The sequence below is a fragment of the Aquimarina rubra genome (assembly GCF_042684305.1).
Taxonomy (GTDB): Bacteria; Bacteroidota; Bacteroidia; order Flavobacteriales; family Flavobacteriaceae; genus Aquimarina; species Aquimarina rubra.
The window spans coordinates 321,790-341,392 of the sequence record NZ_JBHULE010000019.1 but is presented as its reverse complement, the minus strand read 5'-3'; the positions used below and the strand labels follow the sequence as shown (position 1 = coordinate 341,392).

Here is a 19,603-nt window from a genome sequence, read left to right as displayed (position 1 = left end):
CACAAAGAAAAAACTAGAAAATAAGATTCTTTAGTAGTTGATTACTTAAGCTAATTTAGGAATGTATGTTTTACTCTAAAATTTTAGCAACCTCTTGGTTTACAAATTCTAGAAATCTTTCATCTTTTTCTGTAAATGGATCCGGGGTTTCAGAATCAATATCAATTTGCCCGATGTTTTCTCCATTTTTAAATAGTGGTATAACAATTTCTGATTTAACTGTAAAACTACAAGCTATATAATTGTCTTGAGCCTGAACATCGGGAACTACAAAATTCTCATTAGATACAGCTACTTGTCCGCAGATTCCTTTTCCAAATGGAATGATGGTGTGATCAGTTTCTTCACCTACATAAGTGCGTAGCTTCAATTCTTCTTTGTCACCATTTTTGAAATAAAAACCAACCCAATCATAATATGTTATGGTTTTATTAAGCAATTGACAAATTTGGTGTAATCTATCGGTAACAGAATTACTTTCATTTTTAAGTATGTCAACAACCTTTGGTTTTAAATCTTCAAATAGCATTCCTTACAATTTTTCGGCAAAAGTATTTAAAATATTTAAAAACAAAGGTTTTTTTGAATGGTATTGTTTTGTTAAAAATCTCTAAGGGAAATATAAAAAAATACTTTTTTTATAATTATTACGTACTTTTGTTAACGAATGAAAGACATGGTTAAGAAAATAGCATCTTTTCTACTAGCCTTTATAGTATTGTTTTCTACAGTGTCCTTCACAGTAGAAAAGCACTACTGTGGAAGATTCTTAGTGGATGTTGCGGTATTTTCTAAAGCCAAAAATTGTGGGATGGATATGATGAATCACTACGATGATCAAGAGTCAGAGGTGAAGAAACCTTCTTGCTGCAAAGATGAGATTATCGTTGTAGAAGGTCAGGATGAACTTAAAACGTCTTTTGATCAGATAGCTTTTCCGCAGCAAATATTCATTACGTCGTTTTTTCATTCCTATATAAGTCTCTTTACAATAAGTGAAGAGAAAAATACTACTTATAAAGAGTATGATCCACCAGAACTTGTCAGGGACATACTAACGCTTGACGAGACTTTCTTAATTTGATATAGTTGATGTTTTTAAACAGACACGGTTACAATTGCAATTGTGACGTTGTCCTATTGGTTCTTGTTTTCATTTTGATGAATCTAAGGAACTTCATAATCATCAGCTAAATCAAACAACTATGCTAAACAAAAGCATTAAATTTTTAATAGAAAATAAACTTGTAGCAGTTTTGCTATTGTTGATTTTTGTGGGATGGGGTCTTATTCATTCTCCTTTTCAATCAGAGTATAACTTTTTACCCGGTAATCCGATCGCAGTAGATGCGATTCCCGATATTGGCGAGAATCAACAGATTGTATTTACTAAATGGATGGGAAGATCTCCTCAAGATATCGAAGATCAGATCACTTATCCATTAACAAGCACTTTATTAGGAATACCTGGTGTCAAAACTATTCGTAGTTCGTCCATGTTCGGGTTTTCTAGTATTTATATCATTTTTGAAGAAGATATAGAGTTCTATTGGAGTCGTAGCCGTATTTTAGAAAAACTGAATTCTTTACCTAATGGGTTGTTGCCAAACGGGGTTAAACCTATGTTAGGTCCCGATGCTACGGGTTTAGGTCAGATATTCTGGTATACTTTAGAAGGCAGGGATGAAAATGGAAAAGTAACCGGTGGTTGGGACTTACAAGAATTAAGAAGTATACAGGATTACTATGTGAAATATGCATTATCCTCGGCTAATGGGGTGTCTGAGGTGGCTTCTATAGGCGGATACGTTCAGGAATATCAGGTTGATGTAAATCCCGAACTAATGAAGCAATATAACATTGGGTTACATCAGGTAGTAAAAGCGGTGAAAGAATCAAATCGTGATATTGGAGCTCAAACACTAGAGATTAATCAGGTGGAATATCTGGTTCGTGGTTTGGGATATGTTAAATCAATCGCCGATATAGAAAATGCTGTTGTAGCTTCTGAAGACTATATTGCTATTAGAGTAAAAGATATCGCTAACGTTTCTCTTGGCCCCAAAACCAGAAGAGGTATTCTCGATAAAGAAGGTGCAGAGGTTGTGGGAGGAGTAGTGGTTGCCAGATATGGAGCGAATCCGCTGGAAGTGATTACAAATATTAAGGACAAAATAAAAGAATTAAGTACCGGATTACCCTCTAAAATACTAGAAGATGGTCGAACATCTCAATTAACCATTATTCCTTTTTACGATAGAACCGAATTGATTCAGGAAACTCTGGGAACCTTAAAAGAGGCATTAACGCTGGAGATATTGATTACAGTTTTAGTGATTATCATTATGGTTTTTAACCTAAGAGCTTCGATTTTAATTTCTGGATTATTACCAGTTGCTGTTTTGATGGTTTTCATTACGATGAAAATCTTTGGAGTTGATGCAAATATAGTGGCGTTATCCGGTATTGCGATTGCCATAGGAACCATGGTAGATGTAGGTGTCATACTTTCAGAAAACATCATACGTCATATAGACGAAAACAAAAATAATATACCTATAAACAAGGTTGTTTATAATGCTACCAGTGAAGTTTCGGGAGCTATAGTAACTGCTGTGCTAACCACAATTATAAGTTTTATTCCTGTTTTTACGATGATCGGTGCAGAAGGAAAACTTTTTCGTCCCTTGGCATTTACAAAAACCATGGCACTTGTTTCATCCATTGTCATTGCGCTGTTTTTAATTCCGCCCTTTGCAGCATTTTTATTTAGAAAACGTACTACTAAAAAAGCCATCAGCTATGTAATTAGTGTTCTGCTGATGATGTCTGGATTATTTGCGATTTTTTATGGCACTTTTTTAGGGGTTATTTTAATTGCATTTGGTGTTACCAGAGTTTTACAGCTTAGAGAAAAGCTTTCTGAAAAGAAATCCAACTTGGTTAATAATACAGTTTCAGGAATAGCTATAGTTTTTTTGCTGGCAGAATATTGGAGACCATTGGGAGTTGACAAAAATATATTTTGGAATCTAATTTTTGTTGGTCTCATTTGCTTCGGATTGTTAGGAGTGTTTAGTGTATTTAGAAAGTATTATACCAGAATCCTGACTTGGGCACTAAACAATAAGTTATTGTTTTTGTCCTTGCCAGTTGCGATGATGATTGCCGGGGTACTGATATTTCAAAATACGGGCAAAGAATTTATGCCATCTCTTAATGAAGGTTCGTTTCTTTTAATGCCTACATCTTTACCTCATTCTGGAGTAGAAGAAAATAAGCGAGTGCTACAACAATTGGATATGGCAGTTGCAACCATTCCGGAGGTAGAAACCGTGGTAGGCAAAGCAGGAAGAACAGAATCAGCATTAGACCCGGCTCCTTTATCAATGTATGAAAATATTATTTTGTATAAGCCGGAATACGTTATGGATGATCATGGCGAACGTCAACGTTTTAAAATAAATAATGATGGATTATTCGAATTGAAAAATGGTACCTACGTTTCTAATGCAAGTGTCGATAAAAATTTATTAATTCCTGATGATAATGGAGAATACTACAGAAATTGGCGTTCTCATGTTAAATCACCAGATGATATCTGGAAAGAAATTGTAAAAGCAACAAAACTTCCAGGAGTAACTTCTGCTCCAAAACTACAGCCTATTGAGACAAGGTTAATTATGCTTCAAACAGGAATGAGAGCTCCAATGGGTATCAAGGTTAAAGGACAAGATCTGGCGTCGATTGAGGCTTTTGGGATTCAACTAGAAAATATTCTTAAACAAGTAGAAGGGGTTAAAGATGAAGCGGTTTTTGCTGATAGGATCGTGGGGAAACCTTATTTGTTAATCGACATAAATCGTGATCGTATTGCTCGATATGGGATTTCTATCGAACAAGTTCAACAAGTATTGGAAGTAGCACTAGGAGGTAAAGAACTTACACAAACTATAGAAGGAAGAGAACGATACGGTATTAGAGTGCGTTATCCTCGTGAATTGCGCTCTAATCCAAGCGCTATTGGTGATATTTATATTCCCGTTGCAAAAGGTAGTTCTATTCCGCTTAGTGAGCTGGCAACAATTAAATATGAGCGAGGACCCCAAGTGATAAAGAGTGAAGATACATTTTTAGTGGGTTATGTGTTATTTGATAAATTGAATGAATATGCAGAAGTTAATGTGGTAGAAAGCGCCCAGCAATTAATTAACGATAAAATTGAGCGTAAAGAACTAATGGTACCAAAAGGAATTACCTATCAATTTACAGGGTCTTATGAAAATCAACTGCGAGCAGAAAAATCATTGTCGTTAGTAGTACCTTTGGCCTTGGTTATTATCTTTTTGATATTGTATTTTCAGTTTAGATCGGTAACCACATCTCTTATGGTATTTACAGGAATTGCGGTGGCTTTTGCCGGAGGATTTTTGATGATTTGGTTGTATGGACAAGATTGGTTTTTAAATATTGATTTCTTTGGTAAAAATTTAAGAGAGCTTTTCCAAATGCAAACTGTGAACCTAAGTGTAGCCGTATGGGTTGGGTTTATTGCATTGTTTGGAATTGCAACAGATGATGGCGTCGTGATGGCAACATATCTGACCCAAACTTTTAAAAGAAACAACCCAAAAACATTTGTAGAAGTTCATCGTTCTGTGTTAGAAGCTGGTGAAAAAAGAATACGTCCTTGTTTAATGACCACTGCAACAACCATACTGGCATTATTACCGATATTAACATCAACAGGAAGAGGAAGCGATATTATGATTCCAATGGCCATACCTAGTTTTGGAGGGATGCTAATTGCTTTGATAACATTGTTTGTGGTGCCGGTATTATTTAGCTGGAGAGAAGAGTTTTTGTTAAGAAAAGTGGAAAGTTAATAAGGAGTAAAGATAAAAGAATAAAGAATAGTGAGAATTGGCAAAATGTGCTGTAATATGAAAATAAAAATGGTTTGGTATAGTAGTTTTTTGAATCCGGATTTTAGAATAAGAAAGAAGCAGTCTTTGATTCTTTTATCTTTGCTCTCTTTTCTTTTTTCAAATGGACAAACATTACAAGAGTATATAAAAGAGGCACAGAAAAATAACCCGGAACTTAAGGCTTTTCAGAATGCATTAGATGCAAGTATAGAAAAAGTAAATGAAGCCGGAAGCTTGCCAAATACTAAAATAGGAACAGGATATTTCATTAGTGAACCCGAAACCAGAACCGGAGCTCAAAAAGCTAAATTTACAGCTCAACAGAACATTCCATGGTTTGGTACTATAAAAGCAAGAAAAGAATCGGCCTCTTTAGAAAGTGATGTGCATAAAAATAAATTAGAAATTGTAAAAAGAAAGATCACTTTACAAGTTGAGCAAAAGTATTATAAATTATATGAATTAAAGGCCACTCAGAATGTATTGGAGGAACAAGATAAACTGCTAGACACCTACATTGAGATTGCACTTAAAGGAGTAGAAAATAATCGAGCCTCAACTGTTGATGTTTTAAAATTAAATATTGCCAAAAATAATCTTCAAAATCAGAAAGAAATACTAAAAGGTGAAATCCTTACGGCAGAAACTGCATTAAATCAATTATTACATAGAGACGGCTTTGATCCTTTGATGATTCCTGATAATTTATTTATTCCAGAAGAAGAACCTACCATGATGTTGGATGACATTATTTATCACCCGGAATTACTTACATATGATCACCTAAATGATCTTTTAGAAAAAAAAGAAGTGGTAAACACTAAAGAAGCGTTACCATCTATAGGTCTTGGATTAGACTATGTAGTTGTTCAGGAACGTCCTGATGTAAGTTTTTCTGATAATGGTAAAGATATAGTGATGCCAATGCTTTCCTTCTCGATTCCACTTTTCTCTAAAAAATATAGCTCTCGATCTAAGCAATATGAGCTTCAGAAAGAAGAAGTGTTTCAGAAAAGAGAAGCTTCTCAGAATAATTTAGAAAACCTACTGGAAGAAGCTATAAATAACAGAATTACAGCTCGAATTAATTATAACACACAACAAAAAAATTTAGAGCAGGCAAAGCAAGCAGAAAAAGTACTATTGTCCGAATATCAAACGGCACAAATAGATTTTGAAGAAATATTAGACATTCAGCAAATGTTATTGGATTTTGAAAGTAAAAAGATACAAGCGATATCCATGTATTTTATGCAAACTGCTGTTCTTAATTATTTGCGTTAAAAATATAAAAAGTATAACCCTTAAAAATTAATAAAAATGAAAAAAATAGTTTTAAATATCACTGTTCTGGCAATAATCTTATCCATAATATCTTGCGGAAAAGATAAAAAAGAGGAAACAAAAATAATCCCTGAGACAGAGGAAACGGCTGCTACTTCTAAGGTGGATCTAAATGAAACTGATACCAGAAGTAACGTTGTTTTTACCGATGAACACATTGACAAAATATACAGTCAGTACCTAATGATAAAAAAAGGGTTGGTAAATTCTAATCCTAAACTGGTACAACAGGAAGCAAAAAAGCTTAATACTCTCCTTGACGACTCTGAAGAAAAGAAGCAACTAAAAGCAACAACAGAGTTGATTTCTCTTACGAAGGAAATTAAAAAACAAAGAGATTTTTTTGTAACCCTAACCGCAGAAACAGAAAAGTTGATTAGCAAAGCAGATATTACTTCGGGAGAAGTGTATAAACAGTTTTGCCCAATGGCTTTTGAAGGCAATGGAGGATATTGGTTATCCGACTCCAAAGAAGTTCGTAATCCATATTATGGAAATAAAATGTTGAAATGTGGTAGTGTGAACCAAACGATACAATGAAAAATCAATATCATATAGAAGGAATGACTTGCGAAGGATGCAGATCTGGTGTAGAAAACATTCTGAAATCGATTCCGGAAGTAACAAGTGCTGAAGTACATCTTGAAAGGAAAGAAGCCACTATTACGTCAAAAAAGCTTTTGGATATCGAAGTTTTTGAAAAAGCGTTACCGGATAAATATACAATTACTGAGAAAGGTAATAACATAACTGATTTTTCTGAATCTGGTATTGAAATTTCAGCGGGAAAAAGTGAATTACGGCAACTATTTCCACTTTTTCTGATTTTTGCATATATAACTATTACATCAGTATTACTTAATTATAATCCCTGGAGCACTGATGATTTCATGTTAGACTTTATGGGTTTGTTTTATGTGGTGTTCAGTTTTTTTAAAATACTTGATCTGAAAGGATTTCCTCAATCTTTTAGGATGTATGATCCTTTGGCAAAGGTATTACCGGTATATGGATGGGTATATCCTTTTATAGAAGTAGGATTGGGATTTATGTTTTTAATGCGTTTTAATATTCATATAGCATTAATTGTAACGGTTTTTGTGTTGGGGATTACTACGATTGGTGTAACCAAAGTACTCCTGGATAAAAAAAGTATTCAATGTGCGTGTTTAGGTACTGCGTTAAAATTACCAATGACCAAAGCTACATTTATAGAAAATGCTATTATGCTGGTAATGGCGATCTGGATGCTTGCAAAAAATTATTCTTAAAGAAATTATATACAGATAATGGTTAAAAGAAAAACTGCAATACTTATAAGAAAATCGCATCGGTATCTAGGGATATTTCTGGGCTTGCAGTTTCTAATGTGGACGATTAGTGGATTATATTTTAGCTGGACCAATATTGACGAAATACACGGAGATCAGTTTAAAAAGGAAGTAAAACCAGTTGTCCATAATGATCTGTTAGGATTGGATATTGTTGCATCTGGATTGAAGGTAACCAGTTTAGAATTAAGAACCATTGCTGATCAGCCTTACTATTGGATTAACGATAGTGTATTGATGGACGCAAAATCCGGAATAGTAAAGCCCAAAATCTCTAAAGAAGAAGCATTAAAAGTTGCTTCAGCATATATGTTAGAAAGTTTAGAAGTTGCTTCGGTTGATCTAATAACCGAAGTAGGAAAACATCATGAATATAGAGAAAGGCCACTTCCGGCTTATGTAATTAGCTATAATCATCCAGAGAACATAAAGGCATACGTGTCGGCAGTTGATGGCACATTTCAACGTGTACGACATAGATCCTGGCGATGGTTTGACTTTTTGTGGATGACACACACTATGGATTATGAGGGCAGAGATAATTTTAATACGATTGTACTCAGGGCTTTTTCATTGTTAGGTTTGGTAACGGTACTAAGTGGTTTTGTACTTTGGTATGTGTCCTCTCCAACAATCAGAAAAGTTTTAAAAAAATAAGTAAGATGAAAAAGAATGTTGTTTATATAGGTATTGCATTATTGATCGGATTGTTTGCGGGATATCTAATTTTTGGGAGTAAAACTGTAGAAGAGCTATCAGAAAAACACGATCATACGATGGATACCTCTGATCAAATGTGGACCTGCTCTATGCATCCTCAGATTATACAATCAGAATCAGGCGATTGCCCTATATGCGGTATGGACTTAATTCCCGCAGAAACCAATGCAGATGGTCTTAGACCAGATCAGTTTAGGATGACAGAAAATGCGGTGGCGTTAGCCAACGTACAAACTTTAGTGATAGGTGAAAACCGATTGGATTCTGAGATGGTAAAACTATCTGGTAAGATTGAAGAAAATGAAGAGGCTAATGCAGTGCAAGTAGCCTATTTTGGGGGAAGAATAGAAAGGCTTTTTGTCAATTCTACCGGTGAATACGTAAAGAATGGTCAATTATTGGCCACAATTTACTCTCCGGAATTAGTGGCTTCTCAACAAGAGTTATTGACTGCATTATCGTTAAAAAAATCTCAACCAGAATTATATAAAGCTGTTCGTAATAAGTTGAAATTATGGAAGCTTTCAGAGAATCAGATTAATCAAATAGAAGCTTCAGGAAAGGTAAAAGAAAACTTTCCGGTGTATGCTAAGGTTTCAGGAACAGTTGCTTCAAAAATGGTGGAAGCAGGTGATTACGTAAAACAAGGACAGATTTTATATAAGATTGCAGATCTTAGTACGGTTTGGGCATCTTTTGACGCATATGAGAATCAAATTTCCTTATTGAAGGAAGGTCAAAAGATTAAAATCAAAACAAAGGCATATCCTAACAAAGATGTTGAAACTGAAATTTCTTTTATAGATCCTGTTTTAAATACAAATACGAGAACGTTTAAGGTAAGAACCATATTAAAAAATAGCAATTCAATTTTTAAACCGGGAATGTTTGTGGAAGGAATGATTTCTGTATCGGATAGTGAAAATAATTCAGTGATCACAATTCCTAAAAGCGCTGTCTTATGGACAGGTGAGCGATCTGTTGTTTATGTTAAAATGGAGTCTGATGAACCTGTTTTTGAAATGAAAGAAGTAACATTAGGGAATGCAAACGCTGATTCTTACCAGATTCTTGATGGTCTTAGTAATGATGAAGAAATTGTTATTAATGGAACATTTACTGTAGATGCTGCAGCACAATTACAAGGAAAAAAATCTATGATGAAGCGTAATGAGATGTTGGATAAGTTAGGAACTGAAAATGAAAGTGAGAAAGTGAGCTTGTCTGGTGATTTTCAGAAAGAACTTATGGAGTCTTTATCAACTTACTTTCTTTTGAAAGATGCTTTGGTAGCGAGTAATGCAAATGATGTTTCGAAGTTTTCTGAACAAATGTTCAATCAATTGAAGCGTGTTAATACACTCAATTTACAACCTGCTGAATCGGGATATGCCAATGCAATTATGAAGACTTTAGCGATGATTGCTAAAAAAGAAGACTTAGTAGGGCAAAGAGATCATTTTATAAAACTGAATGAAGATTTACAGGCTTTGATTAAAAACCTGGATCATTTGTCGGATGAAATCTATATTCAAAAATGCCCTATGGCTAATAACAATAAAGGTGCAACATGGTTAAGCAAAGAAAAGAAAATTAGAAACCCTTATTTTGGAGATCAAATGCTTACCTGTGGGAGCGTAATTGATTCTTTAGGAAAGGGTTGATTGGATAAGAAGAAATATATTTAACTGTTAAAATATTAACGTTTTTTTTTAATTGTAAGTCAAAACAACGTATCTTTAATTTAGGGAAATATTGGATTACGTTTTTTATTGGATCGCAATTGTTAGTGTTGAATGGTGTATTTTTTAGTAAAAATTAATAGCCGTTCGGCTCCATTATTATGCAAATTTTATTCTAATAAATGTGATCGAAAACGAAAGGGATATGGTAAAAAAACTACTTTTTATTACATTTTTAGCCTTACTTTTTTCTTGTAAGGAAACTTCAGTAACAACAATGACCAGTGCAAGTACAATGGCGTTATTGGAAAAATCGAAAGCTATTCAGTTACGTGCAGAGAAGGTAGAAAAGCATATGCGAGAATGGCAGGACTCTTTAGACCGCTTTGACAAGAAGAAGGCAACACAAATTACCGTCGATGATAATGAATTTGTGGATATAGAGACGCTTTCTAATTATTTTGTCTTAGATATGAAATATGCCACCGAGGATAACTTTTTGAAAAAAGCAGTATATTCTTGTGCAAAATGTTATGTGAGAGGAGTAGTGGCAAAAGCTTTGATTAAAGCCAATAAGGATTTCATGAAGAAAGGTTATAGAATTAAATTGTTTGATTGTTACCGACCCTATAGTGTACAGAAAAAAATGTGGAAAATCTTTCCTAACCCCGGTTATGTAGCGGATCCCAAAGGAGGATCGATTCATAACAAAGGAGCTGCTGTAGACATTACACTTACTGATTTACAAGGAAATCAATTAGATATGGGTACTGCTTTTGACCATTTTGGCAAAGAAGCCCATCATTCTTATAAAGAACTATCGGATGAGGTGATTGCTAATCGTAAATTGCTTAGAGAGATTATGGAAAAACATGGTTTCTCCATCATAAGAACCGAATGGTGGCATTACAATTTCAAGAACAAGAAGTTTAAGATTTCTGATTTCAGATGGAAATGTGATTAATAGTAATCAGTTCTTTCTGGTTATAAAAAAACAGCATCCGCCAATTAGCGGATGCTGTAAGAGCACAATAATAAAATCGGAAAAAATTAGAATTGTTTCACTTCTGTACTATTCGTGATTGATTGCTGTAAAAGATTTAGCTGCAGTTATACTATTCTTGTTCAGCATCAAAGTAAGTAGTACTAACGGATTCTTGATGTTTCACAGCACATAATCCATCTTTTTGTAATATAAGCTCTTCTTAAGTTTTGTTGATTCAGGATAAAGGAAACAAAACATTGTTGTGTTGTGCATGTTTGTTTTGTTTCCCTATTATCAATTGCTCCTGAACTATCTATAAATATTTGTATGCTTTTGTTGTTAAAAATTCTTCAAAGTTTTCTGAAGTAACGAGCTTGTAAAAAATCTGAATAGCGTTCTGATAATTCTCACCCTCGAAAAGAGCTTTTCCTGCCTGCTTCTCAACAGTTTTTAACTCATCCTCAAAAAGCATATGGAACATGTTAGAATTAAGTCGCAAACCATTTTCTAGTTTTACCTCATTCTTAAGCCATTGCCAAATCTGAGTTCTGCTAATTTCGGCAGTAGCAGCATCTTCCATAAGATCGTAGAGAGCAACTGCACCATTTCCTCCTAACCAAGTAGCGATATAATGGATTCCTACATTGATATTTTCACGAATTCCTTTTTCTGTAATAGTCCCTTGAGGGATTTCCAGAAGGTCTTGTTCTGTAACTACCACATCATCTCTTTTTACATCCAACTGATTAGGTTCTTGCATGTGCATATCAAAAACCCCCATCGCTAATGGCACCAATCCAGGATGTGCTACCCAAGTACCATCGTGGCCATTCTTTACTTCACGCTCTTTATCTGCTTTTACTTTAGCAAAAGCAAGTTTATTACGTTCTTCATCATTTTTAATTGGAATCTGAGCTGCCATTCCGCCAATCGCAAGGATATTTCTCTTGTGGCATCGTTGGATCACACGTTTGCTATATGCATCCATAAAAGGGCTGGTCATTGTTACTTGAGCACGATCCGGAACTACAAAACCCTTGTGGTTTCTTAGTTTTTTGATATAACTAAATATATAATCCCATCGTCCGCAATTAAGACCAACAATATGTTCTTTTAAGGCATAGATGATCTCATCTAACTGAAAACTAGCAGTGATCGTTTCTACTAACACGGTCACTTTAATCGTAGCGTGTTCCATCCCCAAATACTCCTCTGTGAAATCAATCACATCGTTCCACCAGATAGCTTCAGTAAAGTGCTCTAGTTTTGGGATGTAGTAATAAGGAGCGGTACCGTTTTCTTTTAATTGCTCATTATTGTGAAATGCGTACAATGCAAAATCAAATAGAGAGCCGCTAATCTCTTTACCTTCTATTAGTAAATGTTTTTCATTAAGATGTAAGCCTCTTGGTCGTACAATTAAGGTAGCTACTTCTTCATTAAGTTGATAGGTTTTGTCTTTCTTAGGATTGTAGAACGAAATAGTTTTATTGACGGCATCCATAAGATTTTTTTGTCCTTGCAAACAGTTTTCCCATAGCGGTGCGTTGCTGTCTTCAAAATCAGCCATAAATGTTTTTGCACCAGAATTTAGTGCATTGATGACCATTTTTCTATCGACAGGACCGGTGATCTCCACTCTGCGATCTTGTAGATCTCCAGGGATCGGAGCGGCTAACCATTCGCTGTTGCGAATCTCCTTTGTGTTTTCCGGAAAGGCCGGAGAAGTTTCCAGATCAAACAACTGTTGCTGTTGTTCTCTGTTTCTTAAAAGTGTTAATCGTCTTCCGTCAAAACGATTATGCAACGCTTCTAGAAAAGCTAAAGCACCATCCGTAAGAATCTCGGGATGATAATTTTTCACCTCTTTCGTAAAGCTAATTTTCTGACTTAGGTTTGTTTGAGTTTCCATAACTATATCGTTTGAGTGAACAATATTAAAAAAAAGTTTTTTATAAAACAAGCGAACGTTCGCTAAATGTGATTTTTTTGTTTTTGAAAATGTTCGCAAAAATTGCTACTTTTGGTTTTATGGCAATAGCAGAAGAATATATTAGATTAATTTTTGGCTTGAAAATCAAGCAGATACGAACGGATAAGGACTTGTCTCTTTTTGGTTTGTCTAAGTTAAGTGGATTGTCTAAGTCCTATTTGAATGAGATAGAAAAAGGAAAAAAATATCCTAAAACAGATAAAATAATTAAGCTTGCAGAAACCTTAGAGGTTCCGTATGATAGTTTAGTTTCGTTAAAATTAGATAAAAACCTGGCTCCTATAGGGGAGATTTTGCAATCCGGGATATTAGATGAAATCCCACTTGAACTTTTTGGCATACAGCAAAGTGACTTGATTGATATTATAGCTAATGCTCCTTCTAAGGTAAATGCATTTATCAGTACCATCATAGAGATTGCCCAGCACTATAATATGAGTAGAGAAGGATTCTACCTGGCTTCATTACGATCGTATCAAGAAGCTCATAACAACTTCTTTAAGGATCTTGAGGATACTGCGGTACGTTTTGCTAATTCTTATCAATTGGATTTATCTGGTAAAATAACCTCTGAAGAATTAGAGGAAATTTTAAAAGAAGAATATGGGTATACTATTAATACGGCTGGAATACCTCACCACGAGGAGTTGGATAATTTGAGATCTGTATTCGTTCCTTCTACAAAGACACTGCTATTATCGGATAGAGTAGATGGACCTCAGAAAACATTTATCTATGCTAAAGAATTAGGGTATCAGTATATGAAAATTAAAGATAGACCTTATACTTTTTCTTGGATACGTTATGATAATTTTGAAGAAGTGTTGCACAACTTTTATGCTTCTTATTTTGCAGGAGCTTTAATTATACCTAGAAATCACTTAAAAGAACATCTCAAAGAACTATTTGCAGCTAAGCGATTTTCTGAGAAAGCTTTTCATAAAATCATGAGGTTGTATAATGCTTCTCCAGAATCTTTTTATCAACGATTAACTAATATATTGCCAAAAGATTTTGGTATGCAGAATGTATTCTTTTTAAGATTTACGCATAAAAAAGGAATGGAGCGCTTTAACTTGGTAAAAGAACTGCATATAACACATCAGCAACAACCTCATGCCAATGAAATAGATGAGCATTATTGTAGACGATGGATGGCTATTAAAACATTACAGCGAACGGCTAATGAAGATTTAGACTATTCTTTTGATATACAGATATCGGATTATGCGGATACTGATCAGCAATATCTTGTGTTTACATCAGCAACTAAAGATCCCTTTAGAAAAGACTATTATCGTAGTATAGGTATTGGGTTTTTAATTTCATCTGCCTTGGAGAAAAAGATCAGTTTTGTGAACGATTCTAAAATCCCAAAGGTAAAGGTTGGCGTTACTTGTGAGTCGTGTTCTATTATGGATTGCGAAGTTAGGAAAGCTCCACCAAAAAGATTATTGGCTAAAGAAAAGTACAAAAGAACGTCTCGATTGGTAGCAGATATTGTGAAAGAGTATTCTTAGCAGCACGTAATTTAGAATATTAGTTAAAGACTTTGCTAAGTTTACTTAAATATTGTGATGTGGTTTCTTTTAGATATAAGCCCATAGCAATAGCAGTTTTGTCTAATAGGTTCATTTTGAAAAATGAATAATCAAAGTGGTGAAGTTGTCCGCTTGTTAAGGAAGTGCGTTTTTGTATTAAAATTTCACATTCAGAACGAGATATATTATTAATTCCTCCTGCATTAATATAGTTACGTAGTCTGTTTTCAGTATTTGTGAGTGCTTCTTCTAAAATAGATAAGCTTGTTGCTGCGTCTGCAAGAATCTTTCGTTGTATGTTAATATGATCAATAGCTATTTCTTTTTCAGATTGTACCTGCTTATCTGACTTTTCAATCGAATAATAGTCTTTGTCAATATCACGATTAAACTGTCTAATAGTTTCTAGGTGTATACTCGCTAAATCTCTCATTGAAGCGATAACGTTCTCAAATTTATTTTGTAACATGGCATAATACTCCCGTTCTCCGGCCAAAGTTCCCTGGTCATATTTGTCATTTGCAATCAGGAAAAAATCGAGTATTCCTTTTTCTACCTCATGATCTATTGCGCTTGTACGAGTAAGTAACTGAGAAAATGGTTCTGCTTTTGCAGTAAACCTTTTGATTAATGATAGTATTTCGTCCAGAGATTCTTTTCCCGTTTCGGAAAAACGATTATTATCAAAGTTTATAGAGTCCAACTTGGGATCGACTGGTTTATTTTCCTTTCCATCCTCTTCAAACAAATCATCATATAAGCCTGGCATATTGTTAGTAAAAGTTAAAGTTGGTTTCGTATTATATTCTATAATCCAAAGATACTGTTTTAGAAAAAGTATGAGTGAATAAAATAGAATCCATGCGAGTATTAAAAACAAACCCCGTTTCGAAAATTCGAAACGGGGTTTTATATTTTTTAGCAATCAGTAATAATTATAAACTTGCTAAAAATTTTTCACTGCAGCTGTGCGATTTACAAACAGGCTAAATAACTTCGCTGTCGTCGCACGTCCTACATCATTCCTGGCATACCTCCGCCCATTGGTGGCATTCCACCTCCGGCAGGAGCATCTTCTTTGATATCAGTTAATGCACACTCTGTAGTAAGAATCATTCCTGATACAGAAGCTGCATTTTCTAAGGCGATACGAGTTACTTTTTTAGGGTCAATAATACCAGCTTTTAACATATCTACATATTCCTCAGATTTTGCATCATATCCAAAATCACCTTTACCTTCAAGTACTTTAGAGATTACAACAGAACCTTCTCCACCTGCATTTTCTACGATAGTTCTTAACGGAGCTTCGATAGCACGGTTTACAATTTGTACACCTGTTGCTTCATCGGCATTTTCAGTTTTTACCTTTTCTAAAACAGATTTAGCTCTAACTAAGGCAACACCACCACCAGCAACAATACCTTCTTCTACTGCTGCACGAGTAGCGTGAAGTGCGTCATCAACACGGTCTTTCTTTTCTTTCATCTCTACTTCAGAAGCAGCACCAACATAGAGTACAGCAACACCACCAGCTAATTTAGCTAAACGTTCTTGTAGTTTTTCTCTATCGTAATCAGAAGTAGTAGTTTCTATCTGTGATTTGATCTGGTTTACTCTATTTTTAATTAAATCTTCTGCTCCGGCGCCGTTTACAACAGTTGTATTGTCTTTATCGATAGCAACTTTTTCTGCTGTACCTAAATGTTCTATAGTAGTATTTTCTAAAGTAAATCCGCGCTCTTCAGAAATTACAGTTCCTCCTGTAAGGATGGCAATATCTTCTAGCATTGCTTTACGTCTGTCTCCAAAACCAGGCGCTTTTACAGCTGCAATTTTTAAGGCACCGCGTAATTTATTTACAACTAAAGTAGCTAATGCTTCTCCATCTACATCTTCTGCAATAATTAAAAGAGGTTTTCCTGTCTGAGCAACTGGCTCAAGTACAGGTAATAAGTCTTTCATTGCGGAGATTTTCTTATCAAATAAAAGAATATAAGGATTCTCTAAATCTGCAGTCATTTTTTCGCTATTCGTAACGAAATATGGAGAAAGGTATCCTCTATCAAACTGCATTCCTTCAACTACATCTACGTGAGTGTCTGTTCCTTTAGCTTCTTCGACAGTGATCACACCTTCTTTTCCTACTTTCCCAAAAGCTTTGGCAATAAGATCTCCGATAGTTTCATCATTATTGGCAGAAATTGCAGCGACTTGTTTGATTTTATCAGAAGAACTTCCTACTTCTTTAGTTTGCTTTTCTAAATCCTCTGTAATCGCAAGAACGGCTTTGTCAATACCACGTTTAAGATCCATTGGATTAGCACCTGCTGCTACATTTTTAAGACCTTCTTTTACGATAGCCTGTGCTAGTACAGTAGCAGTAGTAGTACCATCTCCTGCAAGATCATTAGTTTTAGAAGCAACTTCTTTCACCATTTGCGCTCCCATATTCTCAAGAGCATCTTCTAATTCTACTTCTTTAGCAACAGAAACACCATCTTTAGTTACTTGAGGCGCTCCAAACGATTTACTAATTATTACGTTACGACCTTTTGGTCCTAAAGTTACTTTTACTGCATTTGCTAATGCATCCACACCGCGTTTGATTCCGTCACGTGCTTCTATGTCAAATTTTATGTCTTTAGCCATAATATTTTTTTAATTTTTTAAAACTTCAATATTTCTTTGATTCCAAGATTATCGAAAGTTTTGATTTGTGTTTTTTGATTCAGTTTTAAACGATAGCAAGGATGTCATCCTCACGCATTATTAAATAGTCTTTTCCATCTAATTTTAACTCAGTACCAGAATACTTTCCGTAAAGTACAGTGTCACCAACTTTAACAGTCATTTCGTGATCCTTTTTACCACTGCCTACTGCAGCCACTTTACCTTTTTGTTGTTTTTCTTGTGCTGAATCAGGGATGTATAATCCTGATGCCGTTTGCGTTTCCGCTGGAAGTGGCTCAATAACCACGCGATCCGAAAGAGGTTTAATATTTACTCCCATTATGATTAGTTTTATATTTTAAAATTAAAATGACTTATTCGATGCTATGCATTTCAGAAATTATGCCAGTGGTGTGATACTGACAAATTGAAACAAAAAATGCCGACTGTATGACAAGTCGACATTTTATCTTGGTTTTTCAAGATATATTATTCTTCAGGTGTGTCATCTGTTGTAGGAGCAGGTGCCACAGGTGTGTCAATTACTTCCACATCATTGGTGTCAACCGTTGGATCTTGGCTTGTAGCTCCGTCCATTAAATCTACATTAGATAAAAGGATTAGTGCTAATAATAGCGTTGCTAGTGCCCAAGTACTTTTGTCAAGGAAATCTGTGGTTTTCTTCACACCACCTAATTGTTGAGTTCCTCCACCACCAAAAGAAGATGATAAACCTCCTCCTTTAGGGTTCTGAACCATAATTACTACTACCAGCAAAAATGATACTACTACGATTAGTATTAAAAAGATTGAAAACGTTGTCATTATATATTGTTATTTATTTTCTTGTATTTTTTTTATCGCTCGAATTTGGTCTGCAAAGAAACCACTTTTTTCGGGATTTTTCAAAATTAATATTTTATATGCCTGAATTGCCTTTTTATACTTTTTTTGAGCCAAGTATACCCTGGCTAAAGTCTCTGTCATTAACTCGTCTGGAGCGACCGTATGTTCATTGGCAAGGTTGCGTGCAGGAGCATTTTTTTCAGCAGGTTTGATCTTAGGGTTACTTGCTATAAACTCATCAATCAAATTGAACTTATGTTCCTGATCTGGTGTTGCATCTATTTGCTTTTCTTCCTGGGTTTCTTCATTTTTATGCAGAGGATCTTTCTCTTCTTCAATACCTCGATCGATAGGTTGTATAGATGTAAGCTTTAACCATTCTGCAAAAGAGTGAGATTCTTTTTTGCTAAAATCCAAAGGTTTGTCTACTTGTAACTCTTTTTCAGGATTTTTTTCGTTAGTAGGCGCTACTATCGAATTGTTTTTCTCTGATTGCTCAATGATGGTTTCTGCAATTGTGATATTTCTGGATGTATTCTCTTCTTTTGATGAAAACAGAGATGGATCGAGCACTTCTTCGGCTTCTTCTATTTTCATAGATACAGCGTCATCAAGAGAAATTCTGGAGAGCACTTTAATTTCTTGTGCATCTACTACATCAATATCGGTCTTACTCTTCTTTTCTGCAGTCGATTCTTTAGAGTTTTTATCAAAAACAGGAGAGGTTATAAAATCAAACAAAACTCCTCGATCTGTCGTATATGCTGCGGTTGTTTTTAGCTCTTGATTATATCTAAAACTTTCATCGTCTTTTAGACCTTTTAATACTAAAGCTCTTGCAGACTGAAAATAGGGAAATTCTTGAATGATTTTTTCCAAATTTTCTGTTTGCTCCTTATTAATTAAGGAGGGATTTTGAAACAAATATGTAAGTTCTTTAGTATTCAAAAAAACAATGATTAAATTATTACCATTTTGCCAAAGTAGCGTTTAGTATATCCTGAGTAATTCTATCGTAGATGATTTGTATCGCCTCGTCTCTAACTGCAGTTTCTGCTTGTGATGCGGGATAGTCAAAAAAGAAAGAAAAACGCTGTTCTAAATCCTCCTTTGGATTTTTAGTATCATAAAAACGAACATTGATCGCAATCGTTAATCGGTTTTGCGCAGCTGTATTAGAAGATGTTGCATTCGTAGGAGCTACATAATATTGAACAATTTCTCCTTCGTATACCAAGTCACCACTGGAAGTGGTTAAATCTAGGTTTGTCTGATTGAGAATTATATCCTGTAACTGATTGGTAAACCTTTGGTCAATTCCAGGAATAATTATGGATGCTTGATTTTGAAAAAACTCTACCTGAAATGTCTTAACGTCTGGAGAGATATTAGTTCCTGTAAAAGAATATGCACCACATCCTTGAAGTATTACTAATCCAATGATTGCTACAAAGAAGTATTTTAATTTACGCACCAATTTTCTATGTTTTAAATTCTTTATTTTTTGTAATAAATATCTGATTATTCAGATTTATATAATAATTTCCTCAAACCTCAAAC

Annotated in this window: 17 protein-coding genes; 9 read left to right on the top strand and 8 right to left on the bottom strand. The window is 34.7% G+C overall.

Annotated elements, in window-relative coordinates:
- Nucleotides 1–70 precede the first annotated feature (70 nt).
- Nucleotides 71–529, bottom strand: a complete 459-nt coding sequence (locus ACFSR1_RS10170; RefSeq protein ID WP_378292117.1) for a GAF domain-containing protein — start codon at nt 527–529, stop codon at nt 71–73.
- Nucleotides 530–667: 138 nt separating this feature from the next.
- On the opposite strand from ACFSR1_RS10170, the gene ACFSR1_RS10165 reads away from it, so the two are divergent.
- The 8 genes from ACFSR1_RS10165 to ACFSR1_RS10130 all read left to right on the top strand — a co-directional run bounded on the left by ACFSR1_RS10165 (nt 668) and on the right by ACFSR1_RS10130 (nt 10,969).
- A complete protein-coding gene (locus tag ACFSR1_RS10165; protein WP_378292115.1) occupies nt 668–1,084 on the top strand; it encodes an HYC_CC_PP family protein in 417 nt (138 codons plus the stop codon).
- A 121-nt stretch (nt 1,085–1,205) separates the two neighbouring features.
- Nucleotides 1,206–4,886 carry an efflux RND transporter permease subunit gene (locus ACFSR1_RS10160; RefSeq protein WP_378292113.1) on the top strand — a complete coding sequence of 1,227 codons (3,681 nt, stop codon included), beginning with the start codon at nt 1,206–1,208 and terminating at the stop codon, nt 4,884–4,886.
- Between the two features lie 57 nt (nt 4,887–4,943).
- A complete protein-coding gene (locus ACFSR1_RS10155) occupies nt 4,944–6,212 on the top strand; it encodes a TolC family protein (RefSeq protein WP_378292111.1) in 1,269 nt (422 codons plus the stop codon).
- 36 nt (nt 6,213–6,248) lie between these two features.
- On the top strand, nt 6,249–6,812 hold the full coding sequence (locus ACFSR1_RS10150; protein ID WP_378292110.1) for a DUF3347 domain-containing protein: 564 nt from the start codon (nt 6,249–6,251) through the stop codon (nt 6,810–6,812).
- Nucleotides 6,809–7,543: a heavy-metal-associated domain-containing protein gene (locus ACFSR1_RS10145; protein ID WP_378292108.1), complete on the top strand. Its 735-nt coding sequence runs from the start codon at nt 6,809–6,811 to the stop codon at nt 7,541–7,543. The genes ACFSR1_RS10150 and ACFSR1_RS10145 overlap by 4 nt, the downstream gene beginning before the upstream one ends.
- Before the next feature lie 18 nt (nt 7,544–7,561).
- A complete protein-coding gene (locus ACFSR1_RS10140; protein ID WP_378292106.1) occupies nt 7,562–8,260 on the top strand; it encodes a PepSY domain-containing protein in 699 nt (232 codons plus the stop codon).
- A 5-nt stretch (nt 8,261–8,265) separates the two neighbouring features.
- Nucleotides 8,266–9,987 carry an efflux RND transporter periplasmic adaptor subunit gene (locus tag ACFSR1_RS10135; protein WP_378292104.1) on the top strand — a complete coding sequence of 574 codons (1,722 nt, stop codon included), beginning with the start codon at nt 8,266–8,268 and terminating at the stop codon, nt 9,985–9,987.
- A 373-nt stretch (nt 9,988–10,360) separates the two neighbouring features.
- Nucleotides 10,361–10,969 carry a M15 family metallopeptidase gene (locus tag ACFSR1_RS10130; RefSeq protein WP_378294491.1) on the top strand — a complete coding sequence of 203 codons (609 nt, stop codon included), beginning with the start codon at nt 10,361–10,363 and terminating at the stop codon, nt 10,967–10,969.
- A 334-nt stretch (nt 10,970–11,303) separates the two neighbouring features.
- Here ACFSR1_RS10130 and aceB read toward each other — a convergent pair whose 3' ends face one another.
- Nucleotides 11,304–12,902 carry a malate synthase A gene (aceB, locus tag ACFSR1_RS10125; RefSeq protein WP_378292103.1) on the bottom strand — a complete coding sequence of 533 codons (1,599 nt, stop codon included), beginning with the start codon at nt 12,900–12,902 and terminating at the stop codon, nt 11,304–11,306.
- An 89-nt stretch (nt 12,903–12,991) separates the two neighbouring features.
- Here aceB and ACFSR1_RS10120 point away from each other — a divergent pair, with 89 nt between their 5' ends.
- Nucleotides 12,992–14,503, top strand: coding sequence for a helix-turn-helix domain-containing protein (locus ACFSR1_RS10120; RefSeq protein WP_378292101.1), 1,512 nt, complete (start codon nt 12,992–12,994; stop codon nt 14,501–14,503).
- A 19-nt stretch (nt 14,504–14,522) separates the two neighbouring features.
- Here the strand turns inward: ACFSR1_RS10120 and ACFSR1_RS10115 are convergent, their stop codons facing one another.
- From ACFSR1_RS10115 to ACFSR1_RS10090, 6 genes are all read right to left on the bottom strand, one after another.
- On the bottom strand, nt 14,523–15,293 hold the full coding sequence (locus ACFSR1_RS10115) for a hypothetical protein (RefSeq protein ID WP_378292099.1): 771 nt from the start codon (nt 15,291–15,293) through the stop codon (nt 14,523–14,525).
- Nucleotides 15,294–15,538: 245 nt separating this feature from the next.
- Nucleotides 15,539–17,176 (bottom strand): chaperonin GroEL, encoded by a 1,638-nt coding sequence (gene groL, locus ACFSR1_RS10110; protein ID WP_378292097.1) that lies wholly within the window; start codon nt 17,174–17,176, stop codon nt 15,539–15,541.
- Nucleotides 17,177–17,261: 85 nt separating this feature from the next.
- Nucleotides 17,262–17,537 (bottom strand): co-chaperone GroES, encoded by a 276-nt coding sequence (locus tag ACFSR1_RS10105; RefSeq protein ID WP_219007873.1) that lies wholly within the window; start codon nt 17,535–17,537, stop codon nt 17,262–17,264.
- A gap of 149 nt (nt 17,538–17,686) precedes the next feature.
- Entirely contained in the window at nt 17,687–18,022 is a 336-nt protein-coding gene (secG, locus tag ACFSR1_RS10100; RefSeq protein WP_378292095.1) for a preprotein translocase subunit SecG, read from the bottom strand.
- 9 nt (nt 18,023–18,031) lie between these two features.
- A complete protein-coding gene (locus ACFSR1_RS10095; RefSeq protein WP_378292093.1) occupies nt 18,032–18,991 on the bottom strand; it encodes a hypothetical protein in 960 nt (319 codons plus the stop codon).
- Nucleotides 18,992–19,010: 19 nt separating this feature from the next.
- The gene (locus ACFSR1_RS10090; RefSeq protein ID WP_378294490.1) at nt 19,011–19,517 is read right to left on the bottom strand and encodes an LptE family protein; all 507 of its coding nucleotides are present in this window, start codon (nt 19,515–19,517) and stop codon (nt 19,011–19,013) included.
- Nucleotides 19,518–19,603 lie beyond the last annotated feature (86 nt).